The sequence below is a fragment of the Mangrovicoccus ximenensis genome, assembly GCF_003056725.1.
In the GTDB taxonomy this organism is placed as follows: domain Bacteria; phylum Pseudomonadota; class Alphaproteobacteria; order Rhodobacterales; family Rhodobacteraceae; genus Mangrovicoccus; species Mangrovicoccus ximenensis.
Genome location: NZ_QBKZ01000013.1, coordinates 24008 through 48784, shown reverse-complemented (window position 1 = coordinate 48784; position 24777 = coordinate 24008). Strand labels below are relative to the sequence as shown.

25 protein-coding genes, 1 tRNA gene and 1 pseudogene are annotated in these 24777 nt (G+C 68.0%); 13 read left to right on the top strand and 14 right to left on the bottom strand.

The genetic code is table 11. The features are described from left to right. Positions 1 to 95 precede the first annotated feature (95 nt). Positions 96 to 2147 carry a xanthine dehydrogenase family protein molybdopterin-binding subunit gene (locus C7T91_RS35690; protein ID WP_108259718.1) on the bottom strand — a complete coding sequence of 684 codons (2052 nt, stop codon included), beginning with the start codon at positions 2145 to 2147 and terminating at the stop codon, positions 96 to 98. A 23-nt stretch (positions 2148 to 2170) separates the two neighbouring features. Between C7T91_RS35690 and C7T91_RS13625 the strand changes: the two genes are divergently transcribed. Continuing rightward, entirely contained in the window at positions 2171 to 3211 is a 1041-nt protein-coding gene (locus C7T91_RS13625) for a mechanosensitive ion channel family protein (RefSeq protein WP_108259717.1), read from the top strand. A 42-nt stretch (positions 3212 to 3253) separates the two neighbouring features. On the opposite strand, the gene C7T91_RS13620 is transcribed toward C7T91_RS13625, so the two are convergent. The 6 genes from C7T91_RS13620 to pdxH all read right to left on the bottom strand — a co-directional run bounded on the left by C7T91_RS13620 (position 3254) and on the right by pdxH (position 7013). Then, positions 3254 to 4165 carry an HlyD family secretion protein gene (locus C7T91_RS13620; RefSeq protein ID WP_108259716.1) on the bottom strand — a complete coding sequence of 304 codons (912 nt, stop codon included), beginning with the start codon at positions 4163 to 4165 and terminating at the stop codon, positions 3254 to 3256. After that, on the bottom strand, positions 4162 to 4371 hold the full coding sequence (locus C7T91_RS35685; protein ID WP_108259715.1) for a DUF1656 domain-containing protein: 210 nt from the start codon (positions 4369 to 4371) through the stop codon (positions 4162 to 4164). Before C7T91_RS35685 ends, C7T91_RS13620 begins: the two co-directional genes overlap by 4 nt. Positions 4372 to 5109: 738 nt before the next feature. Further along, a tRNA-Pro gene (locus tag C7T91_RS13610) sits at positions 5110 to 5186 on the bottom strand. Further along, a complete protein-coding gene (locus tag C7T91_RS13605) occupies positions 5164 to 5592 on the bottom strand; it encodes a DUF192 domain-containing protein (RefSeq protein WP_330848843.1) in 429 nt (142 codons plus the stop codon). Before C7T91_RS13605 ends, C7T91_RS13610 begins: the two co-directional genes overlap by 23 nt. A gap of 107 nt (positions 5593 to 5699) precedes the next feature. Continuing rightward, on the bottom strand, positions 5700 to 6278 hold the full coding sequence (locus tag C7T91_RS13600; protein ID WP_108259806.1) for a cold-shock protein: 579 nt from the start codon (positions 6276 to 6278) through the stop codon (positions 5700 to 5702). A 129-nt stretch (positions 6279 to 6407) separates the two neighbouring features. Further along, positions 6408 to 7013 carry a pyridoxamine 5'-phosphate oxidase gene (pdxH, locus tag C7T91_RS13595; protein ID WP_108259714.1) on the bottom strand — a complete coding sequence of 202 codons (606 nt, stop codon included), beginning with the start codon at positions 7011 to 7013 and terminating at the stop codon, positions 6408 to 6410. A 128-nt stretch (positions 7014 to 7141) separates the two neighbouring features. Between pdxH and fabI the strand changes: the two genes are divergently transcribed. The 4 genes and pseudogenes from fabI to C7T91_RS35680 form a co-directional block, all read left to right on the top strand. Next, on the top strand, positions 7142 to 7945 hold the full coding sequence (gene fabI, locus C7T91_RS13590; protein ID WP_108259713.1) for an enoyl-ACP reductase FabI: 804 nt from the start codon (positions 7142 to 7144) through the stop codon (positions 7943 to 7945). Beyond that, the gene (locus tag C7T91_RS13585) at positions 7942 to 8559 is read left to right on the top strand and encodes a LysE family translocator (RefSeq protein WP_108259712.1); all 618 of its coding nucleotides are present in this window, start codon (positions 7942 to 7944) and stop codon (positions 8557 to 8559) included. The genes fabI and C7T91_RS13585 overlap by 4 nt, the downstream gene beginning before the upstream one ends. 20 nt (positions 8560 to 8579) lie before the next feature. After that, positions 8580 to 9077, top strand: a complete 498-nt coding sequence (gene gpt / locus C7T91_RS13580; protein WP_108259711.1) for a xanthine phosphoribosyltransferase — start codon at positions 8580 to 8582, stop codon at positions 9075 to 9077. 6 nt (positions 9078 to 9083) lie between these two features. Then, positions 9084 to 10181: pseudogene (locus C7T91_RS35680) on the top strand (aminotransferase); the annotation flags it as partial. Positions 10182 to 11710: 1529 nt separating this feature from the next. On the opposite strand, the gene kduI reads toward C7T91_RS35680, so the two are convergent. The 3 genes from kduI to C7T91_RS13560 all read right to left on the bottom strand — a co-directional run bounded on the left by kduI (position 11711) and on the right by C7T91_RS13560 (position 14790). Then, the gene (kduI, locus tag C7T91_RS13570) at positions 11711 to 12547 is read right to left on the bottom strand and encodes a 5-dehydro-4-deoxy-D-glucuronate isomerase (protein ID WP_108259709.1); all 837 of its coding nucleotides are present in this window, start codon (positions 12545 to 12547) and stop codon (positions 11711 to 11713) included. Positions 12548 to 12550: 3 nt separating this feature from the next. After that, complete coding sequence (gene bglB, locus C7T91_RS13565; RefSeq protein WP_108259708.1) at positions 12551 to 13636, bottom strand: beta-galactosidase BglB; 1086 nt, start codon at positions 13634 to 13636, stop codon at positions 12551 to 12553. Between the two features lie 161 nt (positions 13637 to 13797). Beyond that, positions 13798 to 14790 (bottom strand): TRAP transporter substrate-binding protein, encoded by a 993-nt coding sequence (locus tag C7T91_RS13560; protein ID WP_161555889.1) that lies wholly within the window; start codon positions 14788 to 14790, stop codon positions 13798 to 13800. 903 nt (positions 14791 to 15693) lie between these two features. Here C7T91_RS13560 and C7T91_RS13550 point away from each other — a divergent pair. Continuing rightward, on the top strand, positions 15694 to 16380 hold the full coding sequence (locus C7T91_RS13550) for an alanine racemase (protein ID WP_269101512.1): 687 nt from the start codon (positions 15694 to 15696) through the stop codon (positions 16378 to 16380). A gap of 17 nt (positions 16381 to 16397) precedes the next feature. Continuing rightward, complete coding sequence (locus C7T91_RS13545; protein WP_108259704.1) at positions 16398 to 17228, top strand: TAXI family TRAP transporter solute-binding subunit; 831 nt, start codon at positions 16398 to 16400, stop codon at positions 17226 to 17228. A 37-nt stretch (positions 17229 to 17265) separates the two neighbouring features. On the opposite strand, the gene C7T91_RS13540 is transcribed toward C7T91_RS13545, so the two are convergent. After that, positions 17266 to 18444, bottom strand: a complete 1179-nt coding sequence (locus tag C7T91_RS13540; protein ID WP_108259703.1) for a MalY/PatB family protein — start codon at positions 18442 to 18444, stop codon at positions 17266 to 17268. 139 nt (positions 18445 to 18583) lie between these two features. Here C7T91_RS13540 and def (C7T91_RS13535) point away from each other — a divergent pair, with 139 nt between their 5' ends. Both def (C7T91_RS13535) and def (C7T91_RS13530) read left to right on the top strand, forming a co-directional pair. Next, positions 18584 to 19120 (top strand): peptide deformylase, encoded by a 537-nt coding sequence (def, locus tag C7T91_RS13535; RefSeq protein ID WP_236638226.1) that lies wholly within the window; start codon positions 18584 to 18586, stop codon positions 19118 to 19120. Next, positions 19117 to 19611 carry a peptide deformylase gene (gene def, locus C7T91_RS13530; protein ID WP_108259702.1) on the top strand — a complete coding sequence of 165 codons (495 nt, stop codon included), beginning with the start codon at positions 19117 to 19119 and terminating at the stop codon, positions 19609 to 19611. Before def (C7T91_RS13535) ends, def (C7T91_RS13530) begins: the two co-directional genes overlap by 4 nt. Before the next feature lie 20 nt (positions 19612 to 19631). On the opposite strand, the gene cbiB is transcribed toward def (C7T91_RS13530), so the two are convergent. Further along, the gene (cbiB, locus tag C7T91_RS13525) at positions 19632 to 20414 is read right to left on the bottom strand and encodes an adenosylcobinamide-phosphate synthase CbiB (RefSeq protein WP_108259701.1); all 783 of its coding nucleotides are present in this window, start codon (positions 20412 to 20414) and stop codon (positions 19632 to 19634) included. 326 nt (positions 20415 to 20740) lie between these two features. Between cbiB and C7T91_RS13520 the strand changes: the two genes are divergently transcribed. Both C7T91_RS13520 and C7T91_RS13515 read left to right on the top strand, forming a co-directional pair. Next, positions 20741 to 21100 (top strand): response regulator, encoded by a 360-nt coding sequence (locus tag C7T91_RS13520; protein WP_108259700.1) that lies wholly within the window; start codon positions 20741 to 20743, stop codon positions 21098 to 21100. A gap of 83 nt (positions 21101 to 21183) precedes the next feature. Then, positions 21184 to 21411, top strand: coding sequence for a DUF6732 family protein (locus C7T91_RS13515; protein WP_108259699.1), 228 nt, complete (start codon positions 21184 to 21186; stop codon positions 21409 to 21411). 28 nt (positions 21412 to 21439) lie between these two features. On the opposite strand, the gene C7T91_RS13510 is transcribed toward C7T91_RS13515, so the two are convergent. Together C7T91_RS13510 and C7T91_RS13505 are read right to left on the bottom strand one after the other, a co-directional pair. Next, positions 21440 to 21754: a DUF1244 domain-containing protein gene (locus C7T91_RS13510; RefSeq protein WP_201742100.1), complete on the bottom strand. Its 315-nt coding sequence runs from the start codon at positions 21752 to 21754 to the stop codon at positions 21440 to 21442. Positions 21755 to 21823: 69 nt separating this feature from the next. Continuing rightward, entirely contained in the window at positions 21824 to 22612 is a 789-nt protein-coding gene (locus C7T91_RS13505; RefSeq protein WP_108259698.1) for an N-formylglutamate amidohydrolase, read from the bottom strand. A 90-nt stretch (positions 22613 to 22702) separates the two neighbouring features. Between C7T91_RS13505 and pyk the strand changes: the two genes are divergently transcribed. Then, the gene (gene pyk, locus C7T91_RS13500; protein WP_108259697.1) at positions 22703 to 24148 is read left to right on the top strand and encodes a pyruvate kinase; all 1446 of its coding nucleotides are present in this window, start codon (positions 22703 to 22705) and stop codon (positions 24146 to 24148) included. Positions 24149 to 24241: 93 nt separating this feature from the next. After that, positions 24242 to 24769, top strand: a complete 528-nt coding sequence (locus tag C7T91_RS13495) for a DUF1269 domain-containing protein (protein ID WP_108259696.1) — start codon at positions 24242 to 24244, stop codon at positions 24767 to 24769. The last annotated feature ends 8 nt before the right edge of the window (positions 24770 to 24777 follow it).

Genomic DNA, 24777 nt, shown 5'->3' with positions numbered 1-24777 from the left:
TGGCTCCCCGAGATGACAGAGGTGGACAAGCTGATGGCTGCGCCGGCAAACAAACTCTGCCACACCGATACCTCCCAGACCATTGCAGTCTCCTATCAGATCCCGCAAGAGGTGACACAGGGCACGCAGACCCAAGCCATCACGCCCAGCACGTTCGAGGATGCTCTTGCGCTGACCAACCCGAAAGCAGTGGAGGAGGCCGCGAAAGCGGCTCTGGCCTGCGGCATGACGCGTGATTTTGGCAAATACATCGCTGCCGCGGCAACGCCCAATTGAACTGATGCGGTGGATGCCCCAGCGGCCTGCAGCGCCGCCCAGATCTTCGCGGGGGTCATCGGCATCTGCGGAAGCTCGGCGCCGCGGCAGGCCAGCGCATCGGCAATCGCATTGGCCAGCGCCGGCATCGCGCCCACCGTGCCGCTCTCGCCCGCGCCCTTGACGCCTGCCGGGTTCGTGGACGTCGGCACCGGATGGCTCCCGGCCTCGACCATGCAGTAATCCGACATGCGCGGCATCGCGTAATCCATGAAGGAGCCGGTCAGGATCTGGCCCTCCGGATCATGGACGATGTCCTCCATCAGGATCTGCCCGGCGCCCTGCAGCACCCCGCCATGGAGCTGGCCGCGCACCAGCATCGGGTTGACCTCGAAGCCCACGTCGTCGGTCAGCACATGGCGCAGCACCTCGACCGTGCCGGTCTCGGGGTCGATCTCCACTTCGCAGACATGGCAGCCATTGGGGAAGCTCGGAGCTTCGAAGCGCGCCAGGCCCTCCTCGTGGAAACCGGGCTCCATGCCCGCAGGCAGCATCGCCGGATCGAAAGCGGCGCGCACCACCTCGCGGAAGCTGATCCCGGCCCCGGCGGAGCGGTAGACGCCGTCCGCGAAATCCAGCTCCGCCTCGCCGACCTGCAGGAGATGCGCCGCGATCCGGCGGCCGCGCGCCTCGCATTTGCCGATCGCATCGGTGATCGCCGCCGCGCCGAAGGCGGCGCTGCGCGAGGCGCCGGTGCCGACCCCGGTGCGGACCTCGCGCGTGTCGCTCTCGATCACCTCGATTTCGCCGCCTTCATAGCCGAGCCCGTCGCCGAGATATTGGGCATAGAGCGTCGCGTGGCCCTGGCCGTGATTGGTCGATCCGGCCAGCACCGCGACGCGGCCATCCGGCGCGAAGCGCAGCGCGACATTCTCCTGCCCGGCGGCGCCGGCGGTCTCGATGCACATGGCCAGCCCCATGCCGCGCAGCATCCCCTTCGCTTCGGAGGCCGCACGGCGTTCCGCGAAGCCCGCGCAATCCGCAGCGGCGAGCGTCTTGTCGAGCACCGCTTCGAATTCGCCGCAGTCATAGGTGAAGCTCAGCGCCGTCCGGTAGGGAAAGGCGCCTTCGGGGATCAGGTTGCGCCGCCGGATCTCCGCCGGGTCCATGCCGAGCAGCCGCGCCGCCTCGTCGACCATGCGCTCGATCACAAGGGCGGCCTCCGGGCGGCCCGCGCCGCGATAGGGGGCGACCGGGGCGGTATGGGTCCAGACGCCGACCGCCTCCACATGCATTGCCGGGATGGTGTACGGCCCGGCCATCGAGCCGAGGTTCATCACCGCCGGGGCGAAGCCGAAATAACCGGCATGCGCGCCGATATTCGACACGGTGGCGGCGCGGAACCCCAGCAGCCGGCCGTCTTCTCCGAAGCCGAGCGCCGCATCGACGATGATGTCGCGGGCATGGTCGTCGCCGGTCAGCACCTCGGTGCGGGTCGCGGTCCATTTCACCGGGCGGCCGATCCGCTTCGACGCCCAGCCGACCAGCGGCATCTCGACATTCATCGAGCCCTTGAGCCCGAAGGAGCCGCCGACATCGCCCGGCACGACGTCGAGCTGGTCCGGCCTGATGCCGAAGACATCGCCCGCCAGCATGTCGCGCGCCGCGAAGGAGCGCTGCACGCCGCCCCAGATCGTGTAGTGGTCCCGCTCCGCATCGTAATGGCCGGTGGCCGAGCGCGGCTCCATCGGGCTGGCGTGGATGCGGTTGATGACGATCCGGCGCTCGATCACATGCGGGGCGGCGGCCAGCGCGGCCTCCGCCGCCGCTGCGTCGCCGATCCGGTGGACGAAGATCTCGTTTCCGGGGAAGTCCTCGTGCACCAGCGGCATGCCCGCGTCGCGGGCCGTCGCTGATGGCGGCGGCGGCCAAGCTTCTGGGCTTCTGGTGCGGCCTGCGCCTGCTGTCGCTGCTGGTGCGCAACGCCTTCTGGTCGCGGACGGTCGCGCTCTGCGCCTTTGCCATCGCGGCGCTGAGCGTGATGGGCCTCCTGGAACCGGCCATCGTCTGGCTCGACCAGATCGGCTTCCGGCTGGGCACGGTCCGCCTGTCGCTGCTCGACCTGCTGCGCGGCGCCGTGCAGCTGACCGTGCTGCTCTGGGGCGCGCTGGCCGCGGCACGGCTGCTCGAGACCCAGATGAATGCCGCGACCGGGATGACGCCGTCGCTGCGCGTGCTGACCGGCAAGCTGCTGCGCTTCACGCTGGTCGCGCTGGCCGTGGTGGTCGGACTGGCCAGCATCGGCATCGATCTCAGCGCCTTCGCGCTCTTCACCGGCGCGCTCGGCGTGGGCTTGGGCTTCGGCATGCAGAAGGCGATGTCGAACCTGATCAGCGGGCTCCTGCTGCTCTCGGACCGCTCGATCAAGCCGGGCGACGTGCTGGAGCTGTCCGATCCGTCGAACCGCGAGGTGCAGCTCTTCGGCTGGGTCACCGCGCTCAATGCCCGCTATGTCTCGCTGACGACGCGCGACGGCACCGAATGGCTGGTGCCCAACGAAGAGCTGATCTCCACCCGCATCGTCAACTGGTCCTACAACCACCGCCGGCTGCGGCTGCTGACGCCGATCAGCGTCTCCTTCGACTGCGACGTGCGCCTGGCGATGGAGCTCGCGGAGGCGGCGGCGCGGGACACGCCGCGGGTGATGGCCGATCCGGCGCCGGTCTGCCGGCTGATGAGCTTCGGCGACAGCTCGGTCAACCTGGAGATGCGGTTCTGGATCGACGATCCGGTGAACGGCGTGATCAATGTCCGCAGCCAGGTGCTGCTGGCGATCTGGGAAAGCTACCGGGCGCACGGCATCCGCACGCCGCTGGGCCACCGCGATCTCTACATCAAGGAAGGCTCGGAGGTGAACGTGGTGCTCAAGCCCACGCCCGGTGCCCGCCGGGCGTGAACTGCATCCCGCAGACGCCGCCCGGCCGATGCGCCCGGCCGCTCAGGACGGGTCTGCCGCGGCCGCGCCGCCGCGGCTTGGGGCTTCGTCGACATGGACCGTCGCGGTCATGCCGGTGGCCAGCAGCATCCGCTCGGGGATCCGGTCGATATGGATCGACACCGGAATGCGCTGCGCCAGCCGGACCCAGTCGAGAACCGGATCGACCGCCGGGAGCCCGTAGGCATCGGGGTCGATGTTGCTGTCGGCAATGCCCCGGCCCACGCTTTCCACATGGCCGGTGATCGTGCCCGGCATCCCCATGAGCTTCACCCGCACGGCATCGCCGACATGGATGCGGCCGAACTGGGTTTCCCGGAAATAGCCGGTCACGCCGAAGCTTCCGGCGTCGATGACCGTGATCGCCGGGGTGCCCGCCACCGCGTAATCGCCCGGCCGCAGGTGCAGGTTGGTCACATAGCCGTCGACCGGCGCGCGGACCTCGGTCCGTTTCAGGTCGAGCTCGGCGATGGCCAGGGCCGCTTCCGCGCCGCGGACATCGGCACGCGCGGCGGCGGCCTCGCGGGTGGCCTGCTCGATGCTCTCGGCGCTGACCGTTCCGGCATCCTTGAGGCGTATCGCCCGGTTGGCGTTCGAGACCTTGAACTCCATGGTCTCGCGCTGGCTGTCCAGCGTGGCCCGGGCCAGCTCGACGGCCAGCTCGAAGCTTTCCGGACCGATCTTGTAGAGAAGGTCGCCCTTGCGGACGAACTGGTTGTCGGTGACCGCCACGCTGTCGATGGTCCCCGAGACCTGCGGCGCGATCCGCACGGAATCGGCGCTGACCCGGCCGTCGCGCGTCCAGGGCGCGTTCATGTAGTAGTCCCAGACATGGTGGCCGAGCACCCCGGCACAGGCGATCATGGCGGCGGTCATGGCGACGCGGCCGCCGTTTCGTTGGAGATATGCGATCATGGCAAAACGTGCTCCATGAAGAGGACGGAGGCGCCCAGGACGGAAAAGTAGAGGGCGATGTCGAAGAGGGCCGGGTGCCAGACATGGGCATAGGCGCCGATGCGCGCGAGCAGCCGGTGAAGCAGGCGGTAGATCCCGTAGCTGGTCCCGAGGAGGACCAGCAGGCCCGGGATGAACACGCCGGCAAGATCGAGGTCGGATGTCATGCGGAGAGCCTCCGTTCGGAAGGAAACAGGTCGGGCGGGGCATCTCCGGGGCAGGCCGCGCTCCTGAGGCCGACCAGGCTGTCGCGGACGCGCCGTTCGGCCGCGCTGCGGGCGCCGGCGAGACCCCGGAGGGAATGCAGGATATTCCGCAATCCGTCGTTTTCCAAATGGGTTACATAACGCCGCGTGCAACTGCGGCGCCAGGGCCGGATCCGGCCATTTCAGCCCTGTAACTTATTGAAAATGCGTCCCGTGGCCTCCAGGGACCATCGATTTCCCGCCCCCAGCTGTCGAAGTTAGGGGGCAGACATTTCATCATCGCGGAAAATCGCAATGGCCGCCGGAAGAAGACGGCTACAATCCCGGCGACGCCACGCATGGCCGCCTGATCGACGCCACGCCGGAGGGACAATCCGGCCTTCCGGTCACATCGCAGGACCAGCCCCAGAGCCATGAAGACTATCTCGGGGTGCCGTCCCGGAAGGGCGCGACCGCCCCGGGACGCGCGGGAACTGCACCTGTACGACGCGCGGGGCACCGCCATTCCCCGCCTTCCGATGGCCGACTGCGAACTGAAAGAGATCGCTGCGTTCACCGGCTGGAATGTGGCCACCGCGGTCCCAACCATAGAGCACGAAGCCGCGCGAAAGCCGCCAATGGCTGCGGCCACCGGCGCGAAACTGGAACAGGCGGGAACGAAAACTGTGACAGGAGATGCAGCCGCATGCTGTCAAGTGATGGTCGGGACGGCAAGATTCGAACTTGCGACCTACGGTACCCAAAACCGTCGCGCTACCAGGCTGCGCTACGCCCCGATTTGAGTGGTCCTATCCCAGCTCCCGCCGGAACGGAAGCCCCGATTTTTTTTTTTTTTTTTCCGCAGCTCCATTCCGCGCGCCCGCCGAAGACCGGGTGGCGCATTTCGCTGCCCGGAACGATGCCCAGTTCGCGCGACAGGCCGCCATTGATCTCCAGCACCGCATAGATGCCGTCGCCGCCGGGGATCGGCGTTTCGTCCAGAGGCACCGCATTTTCGTGGATGGTCTGCACGACGCCCTCGCGGTCGAGGAAGATCATGTCGAGCGGAATCAGCGTGTTGCGCATCCAGAAGCTGACGCTGCGCGGCGGATCGAACACGAAGAGCATCCCGGCATTTGCCGGCAGATGCTCCCGGTTCATCAAGCCGACATTGCGTTCGCGGGCCGAGACGGCAAGCTCCACCGAAAAGGAGGCCTGCCCCCAGTCCCCGCGCAGATCGACGCGGTCGCCGGAACACCCGGCGGCCGCGGCCGCCTGCGCCGCGAAGAGCAGTCCGAGGACAAGCCCGGTCAGGCGTCCTGCTGCTCTTCCTGGTCCTCGTCCTGCGCCTGCATCTGGTCCTCGTCCCCGTGCAGCGCGCTCTCCCAGGAGGTGACCGATGTCGCCATCAGCCCGCGCCGGCCTTCCACCACGCGCACGCAGACCGCTTCCCCCGGCTGCAGATCCGCCAGCCCGGAGCGTCTCAGCACCTCGATGTGAACGAAGATGTCGTCGGGCTTGCCGAAGGCATTGGCAAAGCCGAAGCCCTTTGTCTTGTCGAACCATTTAACCCTTGCCGGCTGCAGCGGCCCCGCATCCTCGGGCGAGAACCCGCCCGGAAGGAACGACGCCTTCTCATCTTCTTCTCCGGTCGCGGGCGGCTCTATCCTCAGCACTTCGATCGCCTGGCGGCCGCGTGCCGTTTCCAGCACCACCACCTCGATCGCTGCCCCATCCGCCACGGAGCTCTGTCCGTAGTTCCTGAGCACGTTCGCGTGCAGGAGGATGTCGCCGCCGCCGGCCAGGGACACGACAAATCCGAACCCCTTGCCGGGGTCGAACCATTTGACGTGGCCCTGCACGATCTGACCGTCTTGCTCTGTATCCATGCGGTTCACGTACATCTGCAATGACTTTCCTCCAATCCTCTCCCCGGTTTCACGTTAGGAGACCACATTCATAGGTTGCAAGGAGAAAAATCTAATATTCCGTTTACTTAGATTGTTTTAGCCCTGACCTCACGGATAGAGCCGCGAAACTGACCAGTTTTCCTCTCCGGTTTGACGTGTCCAGCGGAAACGGTCATGCAACCGGAACGCTCCGTCAGCCCAGAATTCGATTTCGCCCGCGGTCAGCTTGAAGCCACCCCACCAGTCGGGACGCGGCGGGTTCGGCCCCTTCGAAACCGTCAGTTTCGCCACCTCGGCCATCAGCTTGCCGCGCGACTCCAGCGGCTGCGACTGTTGCGACGCCCAGGCGCCGAGACGGCTCTGCAGGGCGCGGCTGCGGTAATAGGCGTCCGAGCGCTCGCCCGGGACCTTCTCCACCATGCCGCGCAGGCGGATCTGGCGGCGCAGGCTCTTCCAGTGGAACACGGCCGCGGCCTTGCCCGCCGAGATCAGCTCCTGCCCCTTGCGGCTGCCGTAATTGGTGTAGAACACGATCCCGTCATCGTCGATGTCCTTCAGAAGGACGATCCGCACGTTCGGCAGCCCGTCCGCATCCACCGTCGCCAGGGACATCGCATTGGGATCGTTCAATTCCGTCTTGCCGGCCTCGTCCAGCCAGCTGCGCATCAAGGCGTAGGGGTCGTCCCCCGAAAAAATGCCGTCCCTGTCACTCATACACTCGGTCTTGCCTGAAACTGATGTGGTCGCGGTGCACTGGCCCATGGGAGCGTCCGGCTCCGCGCTTGATGCTTTTTACACAATCGCCTAATGGACCTGAAATCAAGGACTGTCGGAGAACCAGAATGTCAACAGCTCTCATGGCCGGCAAGCGGGGCCTCATCATGGGCGTCGCGAACGACAAGTCGATCGCCTGGGGCATCGCCAAGGCCTGCGCCGACGCCGGAGCCGAAATTGCCTTTTCCTATCAAGGGGAAGCACTGAAGAAGCGGGTCATTCCGCTGGCGGAAAGCATCGGCTCCGATGCGGTGTACGAATGCGACGTTGCCGACGGCGCCTCGATCGACGCCCTGTTTTCCGAGCTGGAAAAACGTTGGGGCAAGCTGGACTTCCTCGTCCATGCGATCGGCTTTTCGGACAAGGGCGAGCTCCGCGGCCGCTATGTCGACACCACCCCGGGCAATTTCCGCACCACGATGGACATCTCGGTCTATTCCTTCACGGCCGTCTGCCAGCGCGCCGAGAAGCTGATGACCGAGGGCGGCTCCTGCCTGACCATGACCTATTACGGCGCCGAGAAGGTGATGCCGCATTACAACGTCATGGGCATCGCCAAGGCCGCGCTGGAAGCGTCGGTGCGCTACCTTGCCGAGGATCTGGGCAAGCAGGGCATCCGCGTCAACGCGATCTCGGCCGGCACGATCAAGACGCTCGCGGCCTCGGGCATCGGCGATTTCCGCTACATCCTGAAGTGGAACGAGTACAACGCGCCGCTGCGCCGGACCGTGACGCAGGAAGAAGTCGGCAATTCGGCGCTCTACCTGCTGTCGGACATGGGCCGCGCCGTCACCGGCGAGATCCATCACGTCGATGCGGGCTACCATGTCGTCGGCATGAAGGCCGTCGACGCACCGGACATCGAGAAATGATCCCGGCCGCGGTCCTGCTGCCGGTTTTCCTGGCGCATCTGGCCGCGGCCTTCTCGCCCGGGCCGGCCGTGTTGATGACGGTGCGGCTGGCGGCGTCGCGGGGCATGGTCCCCGCCACCGGGTTCTCGGTCGGCCTCGCCATCGGCGCGATCGTCTGGGCCTCGGCCGCCCTTCTGGGCATGTCGGTGCTGTTCCAGCTCGTCCCGGGCCTGTTCTTCGCGATGAAGCTCGCCGGTGCCGCCTTCCTTCTCTATGTCGGCATCATGACCTGGCGCGCCGCGGATGCGCCGCTCGAGACCGGCGAAGCGGCCGCACGGCCGCTCTCGGCGCTCGGTGCCGCCCGGTTCGGGCTGGTGCTGCAGCTGACCAATCCGAAGCCGGCCGTGTTCTTCGGCGCGGTCTTCATCACCCTCGTGCCGCCGCATGCGCCCGCCTCCTGGCTGGCGGTGATCCTCGCCGTCGTCGCCCTGAACGAGATCGCGGCGAACCTGCTGGTGGCCAGAATCTTCTCCCTGCCGCGGTCCAGATCCGCCTATATGCGGCTCAAGGGCCGGATCGAGCGGGTTTTCGGCGCCGCGCTCGCCGGGTTCGGCCTCTCGCTCGCGCTCGACTGACCAAAGAGAAAGGCACTGCCATGACCGATCGCCTTCCCCACGAAAAAGGGTTCCACATCAGCTGGGACCAGATCCACCGCGACAGCCGGGCGCTCGCGTGGCGGCTCGACGGCCAGGGTCCCGGCGACGGAACCTGGAAGGCCGTGGTGGCGGTGACCCGCGGCGGCATGGCGCCCGCGATGATCGTCGCGCGCGAGCTCGACATCCGCACCGTCGACACGATCTCGGTGAAATCCTACGACAACCAGACCCAGGCCGAGGCGGTGGTGCTGAAGGCCCCCGAGGCGTCGCTGATGGGCGACGGCACCGGCATCCTGGTGGTCGACGACCTCGTCGATTCCGGCAAGACGCTGGAGCTGATCCGCGGCATGTATCCCAAGGCGCATTTCGCCACCGTCTATGCCAAGCCCAAGGGCAAGCCGCAGGTCGACAGCTACATCACCGAGGTCAGCCAGGACACCTGGATCTTCTTCCCCTGGGACATGGCGCTGCAATACGTCGAACCCTACCGCAAGTGAGCTGACATGACCCTGCCCCTCGCCCCCGCGCTGCATGCCTGCATGGCCTCGCCCATCGTCGAGTCCCGCGCCTGGGTGAAGGGCCGGGCCTTCCCGGCTGACCGCCCGCTGATCAATGTCAGCCAGGCCGCCCCGGTCGCCGCCCCGCCAGAAGGTCTGCGCCAGGCGATGGCCGAGGCAATCCTGTCCGACACATCCGCCCATCTCTACGGGCCGGTGCTCGGCAACGACCCGCTGCGCGAGGCGCTGGCCGCGCGGGTGGCGCGGATCTACGGCGGCGCGGTCGGCGCGGCCAACATCGCGATCACCGCGGGCTGCAACATGGCCTTCTGCGCCACCATCGCCTCGCTCGCCGCTCCGGGCGACGAGGTGATCCTGCCCTGCCCGTGGTATTTCAACCACGCCATGTGGCTCGACATGGCAGGCATCGTCACCCGGCCGCTGGAGACCGGCGACGACCTGCTGCCCGACCCCGAGGAAGCCGCGGCGCTGATCGGCCCGCGCACCCGCGCCATCGTGCTGGTCAGCCCGAACAATCCCTGCGGCGCCGAATACCCGCCCGCGCTGATCGCCGCCTTCCGCGATCTCTGCCGGTCGCGCGGCATCGCGCTGGTCATCGACGAGACCTACCGCGACTTCATGTCCGGCGACGGCCGTCCGCATGACCTGCTGGCCGATCCGGACTGGGACGACACCGTCATCCAGCTCTATTCCTTCTCCAAGGCCTACCGGCTGACCGGCCACCGGGTCGGCGCCATCGCCGCCGCGCCCGGTCACATCTCCGAGATCGAGAAGTTCCTCGACACGATGGTGATCTGCGTGTCGCAGCCGGGGCAGATCGGCGCGCTCTGGGGGCTCGAGAACCTCGATGCCTGGCTCGAGGGCGAACGCCGGGAAATCCTCGCCCGCCGCGCCGCGGTCGAGGCCGCCATGACGGAGCTTCCCGGCTGGCGGCTGCGCGGTGCGGGCGCCTATTTCGCCTATGTCGAACACCCGTTTGCCATGGACGCCGCCGATCTCTGCCGCGCCATGGTGGACGAGGCGGCGGTGCTGGCGCTGCCCGGCAGCTTCTTCGGACCCGCAGGCCGCGCGCAGGACGGCGCGTTCGGCCCGCGCGCGGATATCCGCGTCATGCGCCAGCGCCGCGAGCGCGGTCAGGCCCTTCAGGTCGATCGGGAAATAGGGGACCGAGTTGAACTCGGCCATCTCCCAGGCCTCGAAATGGTCGAACCAGGCGCGCAGGCGCTCCGCTCCGCGCAGCGACAGCTCGGCGCCGGTCACGCCCGAGCGCGCGAAGGTCTCGCCCGCCAGCAGCGCGCCGCCGAGATAGGCGGAGGTGTGGAACAGCAGCGCGTGGTTTTCCGAGAAGAACCACTGCACGTCATTGCCGGGCTCGTCCATCCAGTAGCGGTAGCCGAGGATGGCGGCGTCGATCCGTGCGCGCGTTTCGTCGCCGATCAGGCCGCCGAAGCGGATGCGGGCGAAAAGCAGGGGCACCAGATGGAAATCGGCGCAGTCATGGCAGGCCTCGATCTTCGGCAGCGAGGCGGCGATCATCCGCTCGGTTTCGGCGCCGCCGAGACCGAGCGCCAGCCGCGCCAGCGCCGAGCTGGAATCGGCATAGCCGCGATGGGCGACATGGCCGAGCGCTTCGTCGATCCGCGCCTCCAGCGTGGCAGGCGGCGTGCCCTGCGCGGCGGCATGGGCGATCTCGACGGTGAAGGGCCGCTCCAGGGTCAGCCCGCCGCAGCGGAGCTTCACCTCGAAATGGCGGAAATCGCTGGGGAAGTCCTCCACCTCGCCGAGCACGAGGCGGGTCGCGCCGTCGGGCAGGCCGAGCGTCAGGAGCTGGTGCTCCTCGGCGAGGAAATCGCCCGCCACCTCGACCTCGACCGCGATGTCGCGGCCGATCGCGACGGGACAGGCGAAGGCGACCATGCCGGAGGAATAGGCCGGGCGCTCGAAATGCATCTGCTCGAGCAGCTCCTCCATCCGGTCGGCGGTCTGCGCGTCGCAGCCGACCGGCAGCCGGATCGCGGCCTCGGGCCCGTCGAGCCAGTCGAGCTGGAAGAAGTAGCGCGCATCGCGTTCGGCGAGATCGTCGAAATAGACCGCGATCTCGTTCGCGCCGGCGCGGAGCGGGACCTCGAACTCGGCGGCGGTCTCGAAATTGCGCTGATAGGCGCTCATGTGGCCGATCTCGGTGCCGTTGGCCCAGAGCACCGCCCCGCCGCAGCAGGACAGCCGCAGCCGCGCCGTGCCCGCTGCTTCCGCCTCGATGACGGTCTCGGCCCAGGTCGAGATCTCGGTGGCGCGGAACCAGAAGCCCGAGAGATCGACGCGCGGCGAGCCGAACGGCGTCCAGACCCGGCCGCCCGGCGCAGGGTCATGCACCACCGGACGGCGGCCGCGCCGCTCTGCCGCGAATTCGGTGCGGCAGGGATATTCATGCGGGATGAAGTTCTTCTCCTTGGTCAGGAAGAACTGCGCATCCATGCTGCCCGACATCGGCCGCGGCACGACGTCGTATTCCGCGCTGCGCGTGCCGGAAAGCTGCCAGTAGCAGACCGGCGCGCCCTTGCCGAGCGGGCGCCGGAGCGCCCCTGCCATCCCGTCCATGCCGCCGTCCTTCATCACAGCAGGTCCTTCACCGGCACCGGGGTGAAATCGGCATAGGCCTTGTTCTCGCCGGTCATGCCCCAGACGAAGCAGTAGGGCCCGGTGCCCGCCCCCATGTGGATCGACCAGGCCGGCGACAGCACGCCCTGGCGGTCGGCGACGACCAGGGTGCGCACCTGGCTGGGTTCGCCCATGAAATGCATCACCCGGTCCTCGGGGGCCATGTTGAAATAGACATAGGCCTCCATCCGGCGTTCGTGCAGATGCGGCGGCTCGGTGTTCCAGACGCTGCCCGGCGCGGTCTCGGTGATGCCCATCAGCAAGAGGCAGCTCGGCGAGACCTCGGGATGGATGTACATCCGCAGGGTGCGCAGGTTGGCGCGGGCCGCTTCGCCGATCTCGACCGGCTTCGACTCCTCGCGCCGGATCAGCGCGCCGGGCAGGTCCTCGCCGGCCGGAACCGAGTTGATGTAGAAGGCCGCCGGATTGGCCGGATCGACCGAGGCCATCGAGACCGAGCCGGTGCCGCGCCCGACATAGTAGATGTCGCGATGGGCGATCTCGACGGTCTCGCCGTCGACCACCAGCAGGCCCGGCCCGCCGAGATTGGCGATCCCCGCCTCGCGCGCCGAGAAGAAGCTTTCGGTGCCGAGCGCCTCGCCGCTCTCGATCACCAGCGGCTGCGACACCGGTAGCGCCCCGGCGACGATCATCCGGTCGACATGGGTGTAGACCATCTGCAGCCGGTCCTCGGCGAAGAGGTTCTCCAGCAGGAATTCCTCGCGCAGCCGCTCGTTGGTGTAGCCCGGGATGTCGCGCGGGGAGGCGCCGTACTTGGTCTCGGTGAACATGGCTCAGGCCTCCTTGGCGATGTTGAGCGCTTCGACCAGCAGCAGGATGGCCATCGACTGGCCGTATCCGGTCGGCTGGATCGGGATGTCGCGGTAGAATTGCAGGTCATGGCCCATCCGCGTGCCGTAGGACACGTTGCCGACGACGCCGTCCGCGCCGATATTGGCCAGCGTGGCGTCGAGCGCCTTCAGCCCGGCTTCCTTCCAGCTGTCCGGGCCGAGGCCCAGCCGGTGGCCCTTCAGCAGCGCGTAGCCGATCGCCGAAGTGGCCGAGATCTCCTCGTAGGAGGACGGGTCGTCGACCAGCGTGTGCCAGGCGCCGCTTTCGGCCTGGAACTCGACGAGCTTGTCGAGCTGGGCGCGGACCACCCAGGTCAGGTAGCGGCCGACCGCGCCGTCGAGCTCGGCCAGCTCCAGCAGGTCGAGCACCCCGGCCGAGATCCAGCTGTTGCCGCGGGCCCAGCGGGCGCGGGCGAAATTGTGGTTGCCGTCGAAGGTCCAGCCGTGGAACCACAGCCCGGTTTCGCGTTCGCAGAGATAGTGGACATGGACGAGGAACTGCAGCGTGGCCTCCTCGACGAGGTCCTTGCGTCCCGCGCCCTGGCCATAGCTGGCAAGGAACAGCGCCACCATGAACAGCGTGTCGTCCCAAAGCTCGTCGTCGTTGATCTTGTCCGAGACATTGTGCTGGAAGCCGCCGCAGGCGGTGCGCGGCATGTCCACGAGAATGCGGTCGGCCCAGTCGCGCATCGGCGCTTCCCAGCGGTCCTCGCCGGTCCCGCGCCACAGAAGCGACAGGCCGAGCAGCGGCGCGGTGGTGTTGACGTTCTGCGCGGGCAGCCCGGCCTCGAGCTGGCGGGCATACCAGCCCTCGAGCATTTCCTTCAGCCGCGCATCGCCGGTCTGCCGCCAGAGCTGCGCCAGCCCGTAGAGGCCGACGCCCTGCGGCCATTCCCAGGAGTCGAAGCTGACATAGTCGCCCGCGCTGCCGTCGAGATTGGGCTCGTCGAACTTGCCCTCGTCCTTGAGGGAGGCGAGGCCGCCGACAAGCGCATCGATGCTGCTGCGGAGCTCTTGGGTGGAACGCACGGGTCTGATCCTTTCGAAGACGGCACGGCCGGACGGGCGGCGCGGCCAGCCATCCTGTCCGCGCCGGTCCGCCGCGGCGGAAACGGGTGGCCTGCGGACGGGGCTCCGTCCGCGGCCGTCATGTCGGAGAGGCCTCCGCCGGGGGACGGAGGTCCGGGGGCTCAGTCCGCCTCGACCTTGCCGATCGCCTCGATCAGCGCGCTGACCTGCGGGTCCTTGCCGTATTCCTCGACCAGCGGCGCAACCTTGGCGCGGAACGGCTCGATATCGGGCTCGACCACGGTCACGCCCATCTCGGCGATCTGCTCCATGGCCTCGTCGACGGCGGCGGCCCAGATCTCGCGATGCGCTTCGGTGGCATGCGCCGCGGCCTCCTTGACGATCGCCTTCTGCGCGTCCGTCAGCTTGTCGAGCGCCCGGTTCGACATCACCAGGAAGTCGGGGATGCGCTGGTGCTCGTCGAGCGAATAGCACTTGGCGACCTCGCCGTGGCGGCCGAGCGTCAGCGCCGTCGGGTTGTTCTCGGCGCCGTCGATCACCCCCTGCTGCAGCGAGGTGTAGATGTCGCCATAGGGCATCGGGGTCGGAATGCCGCCCATCAGCTCGACCATGCGGATCGAGGTGTGGGAGTTGATCACCCGCACCTTCTGGCCTTCCAGATCGGCTGGGGTCTCGATGCATTGCGACTTGGTATAGAACGACCGGGCGCCGGAATCGAAATAGGTCAGGCCCTTGAAGCCGCTTTCGGCGGAGGCCTCGTAGATCATGTCCGCGGTCTCGCCGTCCATCACCTTGTAGAAATGCGCCTCGCTGCCGAACAGGTAGGGCAGGGTGAAGGCGGAATAGACCGGGTTGAAATTCTCCAGGTTCGCGGCCGAGACGCGGGTGACGTCGACCGCTCCGTTCTGCAGCTGCTCGAGCACCTCGCGCTCCGAGCCCAGCACGCCGTTGAGGAACAGGCGGAACACGACCTCGCCATCGGTCCGCTCCTCGACTTCGTCGGCGAATTGCTGCAGCACGACGCTGGTCGGGTGGTCTTCTGCGAGCGCGTTCGCCAGTTTCAGCCGCACCTTCGCATCCGCAGCGCCTGCGGTGACGGCACTGACGGCTGCGGTGGCCGCCAGGATCGCGAATTTGGTCGAAAGAGTCTTCATCAGGTGTCCTCCCAGAGCATCGGCCGGTCTGCGCCGCGGCGAACTGCGCAGCAGGATCGGCATGCAGGTTTCTGGTCAAAATCCGCCTTTTGCGCAAGATGAAAGAAAATTTCATCTATTCGAGGTGGCGGAGGTGGCGGAGGTGGCGGAGGTGGCTGCGGAGCTCGGTCCCGGGCGGTGCGCCTTCTTCCCCCGGTGGGGCTGGTCGATGCGCTCACCCCTGCCGGTGCGTGCTCCGATGTCTTGCCCGGGTTCCGGAGAATGCCGGAGGCTGGGTCACCCGGCCATGGTCACGCGGTCCGGTCCGATGGCCCGATCCGGTGCAGCGCCGGGCCGGAGAGGAGCTCCCCATCCGGCAGACAGTGCTCCGGTTTGCCTGCGGGCGCCGGGGCACGTCGCGGTCGGGCCAACCGCCCGCGACATTGCTCGGCCATCCTTTCCCCTCCGTGCCGCGGCAGCGCGGCGGGCTTCGTCAAGGATCGCTTTCGACCGACCGGACCTCTGATGGGATGCCCGGCCGGAAAAGAGGTCCGCAAAAGCGCGCCCTGCTTGTGCAAGGCGGGGGCGTCGCCCCGGCACCGGGGTCCGGATGACGGCCCGCGGGATGACGGAGGCCGCGGATGCCGGGCTGGCGGCACGGCGGTTCGAAATGCTGGCGGAGTCCGGCCGGAGGAACGTCTGCCGGAATGCGGCGCGGCGCAGCATCCGGTGGCGGCCGAAGGTCGGGAATACCGCCGCCGCGCTGATCGCGGACAAGGGCTGGCTCAGCACCGCCTCGCCATCGGCCTCGCGCAGCGCGCCCTGCCCGACGATCACGATGCCGGGAATGTCCGCCTTGTCCGAATGGTCCGCCGCGGCGAGCTTCACCAGCGCGTCGCGGCCGGTGCCGAGCTCGGACACGTCATAGGTCAGGTCGGCCGGCGCGCCGATCCGGGCGATCTTGGCGCCGCGCAGCCAGGCAACTGGCGGGCCCTGAATGCAATGACCGCAGAGGGCACGACCACCGCGGCGACCGTCAAGGCCAACGGCTACGGCCTCGGCATCGACCGGATCGCGGGGGCGCTCGCGAAGGCGGGGGCGCGGAAGTTCTTCGTCGCCGCCGCGGAGGAAGGCGCCGCGCTGCGTGCGGCGCTCGGCCCCGATTTCTGGATCGGCGTCTTTTCCGGCCACATGGCCGGCGATGCCGAGCTGATCCGCGGCAACAACCTCGTGCCGATGCTCAACAGCGCGGAACAGGCGAAGCGCCACATGGAGGCGCTGCCCGGCCACCGGTTCGGCGTGCAGCTCGACAGCGGCATGAACCGGCTCGGCATGGAGCCCGCCGAATGGCAGGGGCTGCGCGACAGCCTGCTGGCGGCGAAGCCCGAGCTGCTGATGTCGCATCTCGCCTGCGCCGACGAGCCGCGCGCCACTGCGTCGAGATCGATTGTCAGATGTCCGGTAGCCATGGCCGGGCAATTGCGCCGATCGGGGCGCGGCGTCAAGACAGTATCGAATTCCACCGCCGGGGCCGCGCGGGGGTCGCATCGCGGCCGGGTTTTTCCTATGTCTCGGAACATGCCATCCGGCGCCGCGCCCGGCGGGGCCTGACCCACGAGGAGGAGACGATGCGCAACTTCCTGATCCCGGCCGTCCTGGCCCTGGCGGCCCCGGCCGCCCCCGCCCTCGCCCAGTCCGAACCCGGCGAGAACGCCGTGCATGTCGCCGTCGGCCAGCAGGGGCGCGGCTACGAGAAGCGCGGCGAGGAAATCGCCCAGCGGCTGGGCCAGCGCGGCCACGAGGTCTGGATCGACAATTACGAGGGCTCCGACGCGATCTCGCTGGCGCTCTGCGGCGACCGGGCGACGGTCGGCATCATGCAGATCGACGCGATCTATGCGCGCGAGCAGGAAGGCTGCGACCTGAAGACCGTCGGCAGCTACGGCGACGAATACGCCTTCATCCTGTTCCCGCCGGACAGCCGCATGGACGAGCTGAGCGATCTCGACGAGGACAGCCGCATCCTAGTCGACACGATCGGCTCGGGGACGGAGCTGTTCTGGCGCACCATCGTCTCGATCGAGACCGGCGACCACGGCAACGGCTCGGACTGGGCCTCGGCGAAGCCGGTGCATGACCTGACGCTGCTGGCGCGGACCCTGGCCGAGCAGGGCGCGATCGACGCGATGCTGATGGTCGGCGTGGCCGGCAACGAGGAGGTGATCGGCCTGCTGCAGGACGGCTGGGAGCTGGGCGAGCTCTATGACAAGGACATCAACGACATGGAGTTCCGCGGCAAGAGCCTCTATGCCCGCGAGACCGTCGAGATGGAGGTGCCCGGGCATTTCTTCGACGAGAAGAACGACGCCTATGTCGTGCCCTCCTACATCGTGATCGGCGGCGGGCTGCAATCGGCCGACCGCAAGCTCTATGGCGACATCGTCGCCGCCTCGCAGTGAACCCGTCCGGGCAGGGCCTGCGCCCTGCCCGCCGCACTCACTGGAGGTCGGAGAACGCGTCCTGCAGCCGCGACACCGCCTCTTCGATCCGCGCCCGCTGGGTGCCCAGATTGAAGCGCACGAAGCTTTCGCCGCCGGCGCCGAAGGTCGCGCCGAGATTGCCCGCGATCTTCGCCCGGTTCTGCACCCGGTCAAGCACCTCGGAGGTCTCCATGCCGGTTCCCGAGAAATCGACCCAGGCCAGATAGGTCGCCTCGAGCTCCATCGAGCGGACCCCCGGAATCGCGTTCACGCCCGCGTCAAAGACCCGGCGGTTGCCGTCCAGATAGCCCTGCAGCGCATCGACCCAGGCCGCGCCTTCCGGCGAATAGGCGGCGCGGACAGATTCGAGGCTGACCGAGCTCGGCGCCAGCGCCAGCGCCTGCATCCGTGCCGCGAAGACCTTGCGCAGCGCCGCATCCGGGATGATCACCTGGCCGCAATGCATGCCCGCCGTGTTGAAGGTCTTCGACGGCGCGTTCAGAACAACCGTGCGCGCCGCCGCTTCGGGCGCGGCCTTCAGGAACGGCACATGCGCCGCTCCGGGATAGGTCAGGTCCTGGTGGATCTCGTCGGAAATGATCAGCAGGTCATGTTTCTCGGCGAAGGCCGCCAGCGCCTTCTGCTCCGCCACGCTCCAGACCCGGCCGCCCGGGTTGTGCGGCGAGCACAGGATGACCGCCTTTTCGCTGCCGGTCAGCTGGGCGTCCCAGGCGTCGACATCCATCTCGTAGCGGCCGTTTTCGTGGCGCAGCAGCCGTTCCTCGACCACCCGCCCGGCATTGCGGACCGTCTTGGCGAAGGCGTGGTAGACCGGCGCCATCAGCACGATGCCGTCGCCCGGCGCCGTGTAGGCGTCGAGCACCAGCGCCACCGCGTTGCACAGCCCGTTGGTCGTGAAGATCGTCTCCGGCGCGACCTGCCAGCCATGTCGCGTGCGCATCCACCAGCAGACCGCCTCGCGATAGGCATCCTCCGAGGCGATGTAGCCGAAGACGCCGTGATCGGCCATGGCGTGCAGCGCATCGGTCACCGACGGCGCGGTGGCGAAATCCATGTCGGCGACCCACATGGCCAGCCCGTCCGCTGCCGGGACGCCATAGATCTTCTCCATGTTGTCCCATTTTCCGCAGTTGCTGCCGCGCCGCTCGATCACGCGGTCGAAATCGAATGCCATGCCGACCTTCTCCTGAACTCAACAGGCAGAAGCTAGGGCAGGACCCGGCACGATGCCACCTTGTCCCTGCGGAAATCCGGCCTGCGGCCCGGCGTTTTTGCGCGTCCTGCCGATTGCGCCCCGCCCCGGCTTGTCCTAGATGACCGTCATGGCCATCCGTCCGATCCTCATCCATCCCGACCCGCGTCTGAAGACGGTCTGCGAGCCCGTCCCGGACATTTCCGACGAGCTGCGCGCGCTTGCCGACGACATGCTCCTGACCATGTACGACGCGCCCGGCATCGGGCTTGCGGCGCCGCAGATCGGCGTGCTGCAGCGCGTGATCGTCATGGATTGCGTCAAGGAGGAAGGCGCCGAACCGCAGCCAACGGTGATGTTCAACCCGCAAATCACCGCGGCCTCGGACGAGACCAATGTCTACGAGGAAGGCTGCCTGTCGATCCCCGAGCAATATGCCGAGGTGACCCGTCCGAAGCTGGTGCAGGTCCGCTGGATGGACCGCGACGGAACCGAGCGGAGCCAGGAATTCGACGGGCTCTGGGCGACCTGCGTGCAGCACGAGATCGACCATCTCGACGGCAAGCTGTTCATCGACTACCTCAAGCCGCTGAAGCGCCAGATGATCACCCGCAAGATGCAGAAGCTGAAGCGCGACCGCGCGCGCAAGGCGCTATGACCGTCCGCCCCTTCGTGATGTGGCCGGACAAGCGGCTGCGGACGCCCTGCGCCGAGGTGGCGGCGGTGGATGACGAGGTGCGCGCGCTCTGGGCCGACATGGTCGAGACCATGGATGCGATGCCGGGCGTCGGACTGGCCGCCTGCCAGATCGGGGTGATGCGGCAGCTGGCCGTGGTCGATGCCTCCGACGAGCGCGGCAAGGCCGTGCTGATGGCCAATCCCGAGATCCTGCACAGCTCGATCGAGCCGCGCGACCACGAGGAAGCCAGCCCCAACCTGCCCGGCGTCTCCGCAAGGGTGACCCGGCCGCGGGCGGTGACGGTGCGCTTCCTCAATGCCGCGGGCGAGACCGAAGAACGCGATTTCATCGGCCTCTGGGCAACCAGCGTGCAGCACCAGGTCGACCACCTCGCCGGCAAGATGTATTTCGACCGCCTGAGCAAGGTGAAGCGCAGCATGCTGCTGAAGAAGGCCGCCAAGCTCCGCTGAGAACGGGGCGCTCCCGCCCGTCATCGGACGGCCCGCTGCCGCGGGCCGCCTCTTCCCGTTGGGCCGGGCCGCGCGGCCTCGGGCCAGCCGGCATTTGGCGAGCGGTGGCGCCGGGCCTCGGCGGCGATGCTGCGCCAGGCGCCCCAGAGCGACCAGAGCGCGGCGATCAGGATCGCGGTCAGCCGCGCAGGAACCAAGTTCAGCAGGTCGTCGAAGCGGGCCGAGGCCCAGCCGAATTCTTCGTGGCGCGGGGTGCGGTAGCCGATCATGCTGTCGGCAGTGTTCACGATCTTGTAGGCGAGGATGCCGGGCAGGCCGAGCAGCAGGTACCAGAAGGCGGGGGCGACGACGCCGTCCGAGAGGTTCTCCGCCGCGCTTTCGATCGCGCCGCGGGCGATGGCCGGGGCGTCCATCGCGGTGGTGTCGCGTCCGACGATCATGGCGACGGCCTGCCGTCCCTCGGGGAGCCCTTGCCGCAGCGCGGCGGCGACGGCCGCGACATGCTGGCAGAGGCTCTTCTGCGCCAGCAGGACCGCGGCGCAGAGCACCGACCAGAGCGGGCCGAAGGGCAGGGCCTCGATGGCAAGGCCGAGGAGCACGGCACCGGCCACCAGAAGGACGAGCGCCGCCATCCCCTTGATCCGGCGGGCGGCCCCGCTGTTCAGGCGGCGGTCGAGCCAGGCCACCGCGCGGCCCATCAGCACCGCCGGATGCGGCAGGCGGCGCCACAGGACATCGGGTTCGCCCATCAGGGCGTCAATTATCAGCGCTGCAGCAAGGCAGGCGGCGTGAGTCGTTATCATGCCTACAGGATCCGGCTGGTCTTCGGGGCAGGGTCGGTGATCCCTTCCTCCCCTGCCGGTGTCCACCCGATTCGCACGCGCGATCCAGTCCGGCATTCCTCCGCCGCTGTGGTTTTCTCCGCAGACTTGACTTAACGTGCAACCAATGCGTGCATTGCGACATTGTGCTGCGGCGCAGAAAAAATGACGGTTTTCCGGCGGTTCCGTTAACGTAAACTTGGCGATTTTAAGACTTTGGTAATTCTTTGGGCGGCATCTGGAGGCGGCGAAACCGGGCCGCAAAATACATGCCGCCAGCTAAGGATCAGGGAGCATCAGGAGACTTCATGCACGTCCTCATCGTGGAAAGCGACCTCGAGCTCGGGCGGCTCTGGCAACGCCATCTGGAGCGTTCGGGCAAGCAGGTCACCCTGGTCCACAGCCAGGAGGAGGCCGTCGAGCAGCTCAGCCGCCGGAGCTTCTCCATTCTCGTTCTGGATGCCCTGCTGGAGGAAGGCAGCCCCTTTGCCGTCGCGGATGTGGCGGGCTACCGCTGGCCGGACATGAAGGTGGTCTTCGTCACCCGCCAGAGCTTCTTCTCCGACGGCTCGATCTTCCGCCACGCCACCAATGCCTGCGCCATGCTGAGCCATGACACGCTGCCCGAAGACCTCGACGCGGTGCTGGACCATTACGGGACGTCCTGATCCGGGCCGCGGTCCGGGAAAAACCATTGAAGCCCGCCTGCCGCGGCCCTAGTGTCGCGCCGCAGCAAGGTGAGGTTCTTCCCATGACACGCATCCTGACTGGCGCCGTTCTCGTGTCGGCGCCCGGCGCCGCTCTGGCGCATCCCGGGCATCTGGCCGATCTGGCAGGGCACAGCCACTGGGTGGCGGGCGCCGCGGTCGGCGCGGCGATCCTTGTCGGGCTCTGGGCCGGACTGAAGGGCCGCGGCCGCAAGGACGAGGCCGGGGCGGAAGAGCAGGGCGGCGCCGAGCCCGAGGCCGACGCCGCCTGAACGTGATGCCCGCGGCTCGGCTGCGGGCTCAGCTATGGGCCTTGTGCGCGGTCTCGAAGGCGGCCTTCTGCTCGGCCGTCGCCTCGGTCTGGTGCTGCGCGCGCCAGTCGTCATAGGGCATGCCGTAGAAGGCCTCGCGGCCCTGGGCCTTGTCCATCTCGATGCCGCGTTCGTTGGCGGCCTCCTGGTACCACAGGCTCAGGCAGTTGCGGCAGAACCCGGCCAGGTTCATCATGTCGATGTTCTGCACGTCGGTGCGGGCGGCCAGGTGGTCGCGCAGGCGGCGGAAGGCGGCGGCCTCCAGCTCGGTCTGCGTCTGCGGGTCGATCTCGGGAAGGCTCATGGCCGGTCTCCTCTTCAGGGTTGCGCCCAGTCTGGCGCGGCTTTCGGGCAGGGTCCAGAGGCGCCGTGGTCAGCCCAGCGGATCGCGGGCCTCGCCGACGTCATGCAGCGCCCGGCGCAGCATCGGCGCCAGCCGCGCGCCCCAGGCGGCCTGCTGGGCAGGGGTCGCGATCAGGTCGTTGCGGATCTCGATCAGCGTGTTCAGATGGCCCTGGCGCAGCGCGTGGCGGTCGACCGCATCTCCCGGCAGATGGCCCGAATAGGGCTGGTTGTCGCCGATCGCCAGCGGCGCGCCCGAGACCTCTTCGACCCAATCCGCGAAATCCGGTGCCGAGAGCGCGGCGATCAGCGCCTCGCTGAGCCGCCGGTCCGCCGCCGAGAGGATGCCGATCTGCCAGGGCCGCGGCGGCCGCCCGGCGAGCTGCCGGGTGAAGGAATGCACCGAGACCAGCACCGGCTCGGGCCGCGCGCTCATCAGCTCGGCCAGCGCGCCGTGATAGGGCCGGTAACAGGCATCGAGCCGCCGCGCGGTCTCTTCCGGCCCGGCATGGCGGTTCGCCGGGATGATCGAGCCGTCATAGAGCCGCATCAGCAGCGTCGGGTCGTCCTCGCCGCGGTTCGGGTCGATCACCAGCCGCGAGAAGCGCGACGACACCACCGGGCCATCGAGGGCTTCGCCGAGCGCCAGCGCCACGCCCAGGGCCCCGACATCATAGGCGATGTGGCGCTCCATGTCCTTCGGGGCCAGGCCCAGATCGCCGCCATTGACCGCAGCAGGCACGATATTCGTGGCATGGTCGCAGCTGACCACCCATGCCCCGCTACGCTCTGCTCCGGTCACTTCGAAGGCCGTGGACATTTCACACTCTCCTGACTGCGCGGTACTGCACTGTTGCCGCTAACATCGTTTTGGGTCATTAGCGTCCCTGTACCGAAAGGGAGGCTGCAAGTGAAACGCCAACGCAACACAAAGATCGTCGCCACGCTCGGTCCGTCATCCTCCAGCTACGAGCGGATCCGCGCGCTCCACGAGGCGGGCGCCGACGTGTTCCGCCTGAACATGAGCCATGGCAGCCATGACGAGATCGCCGAGCGCCACCGGATCATCCGCCAGGTCGAGGCCGACCTGAACTCGCCGATCACCATCCTCGCCGACCTCCAGGGTCCGAAGCTGCGCGTCGGCACCTTTGCCGGGAATTCCGAGCTTCTCGAGGAAGGCGCGTCCTTCCGGCTGGACCTGGACGAGGCCGACGGCGACGCATCCCGCGTGCGCCTGCCGCATCCCGAGATCTTCGCGGCGCTGAAGCCGGGCTCGATGCTCCTGGTCAATGACGGCAAGATCCGCCTCAAGGTCGAGAAATGCGGTCCCGATTTCGCCGACTGCACCGTGGTGATCGGCGGCGAGATCTCGAACCGCAAGGGCGTCAACGTGCCTGACGTGGTGCTGCCGCTGGCCGCGCTCAGCGAAAAGGACCGCAAGGACCTGGCCTTCGTCTGCGATCTGGGCGTCGACTGGCTGGCGCTGAGCTTCGTGCAGCGCGCCGAAGACGTGGCCGAGGCGCGCCTGCTGGCGCGCGGCCGCGCCGCGATCATCGCCAAGATCGAGAAACCCGCCGCGCTGAAGAGCTTCGACGACATCCTGGCCGCCTCCGACGGCATCATGGTGGCGCGCGGCGATCTCGGCGTCGAGCTGCCGGTGCATTCCGTGCCGCCGGTGCAGAAGCGGCTGATCCGCGCCTGCCGCGCCGCCGCCAAGCCGGTGATCGTGGCGACGCAGATGCTCGAATCGATGATCGAGAGCCCGATGCCGACCCGCGCCGAGGTCTCGGACGTGGCGACCGCGATCTACGAGGGCGCCGACGCTGTGATGCTCTCGGCGGAATCCGCGGCCGGCAAATATCCGGTCGAGGCCGTCACCACGATGAACAACGTGGCGATCTCGGTGGAATGCGATTCGAACTACCACCAGATCCTCGACGCCTCGCGCCATATCGAGCGGCGCACCGTCGCTGACGGCATCGTGCTGGCGGCGCGGAACCTGGCCGAGACCGCCGATGTCAAGGCGATCTGCTGCTTCACCCATTCGGGCACGACCGCCGCTCTGGTCTCGCGCGAACGTCCCCGCGTGCCGGTCGTGGCGCTGACGCCGCTGATCTCCACTGCGCGGCGGCTCTGTCTCTACTGGGGCGTGACCTGCGCCACCACCGGCGAGGTCGACCGCTTCAAGATGGCCGTGGTCAACGCCGCCCGCGCGGCGCGCCAGCTCGGCATCGCCGAGTCGAAGGACAGCATCATCGTCACCGCGGGCGTGCCGTTCAACCAGTCGGGCACCACGAACATCCTGCGCGTCGCGCCCTGCGAAGAGCGGCTGATCTTCTCGATCGAGCCGGGTTGATCCGCAAGGGCTTGACCGAAGGTCTTGGGATGCCGACCTCTTTTGAACGCCGCTCCGCACGGGGCGGCGTTCTTTTCATCCGGAGGGAGTGCCATGTCCGATCTGATTGTCCTCGGCTTCGATGACGAAGCCACCGGGTTCGAGCTGCGCGCCGAGCTCATCAAGCTGCAGAAGGAATACCTGCTGGAAATCGAGGATGCGGTCGTGGTGACGCGCGATGCCTCGGGCGACGTCAAGCTGCATCAAGAAGTGAACCTGACCGCGGCCGGCGCCGTCGGCGGCGCCTTCTGGGGGCTCCTGATCGGGGTCGTGTTCCTCAATCCGCTCCTGGGCGTCGCGGCCGGGGCCGGGGCTGGGGCGCTGTCGGGCGCGCTGACCGATCTCGGCGTGAACGACAAGTTCATGAAGGAGATGGGCGGCAGCCTGCAGCCCGGCGGCTCGATGGTCTTCGTGCTGGTGCGCCGCGCCACCGGCGACAAGGTGCTGGAGCGGCTCGAGGGCTTCCGCGCCAGGGGGCGGGTGATCCAGACCTCGCTGACCAAGACCGACGAGGCCAGCCTGCGTGCGCTGATCGAGGACAACGATCTGGCGCCGACCGACGTGCCGGCCGCACCGGCCTGATTTGGGCG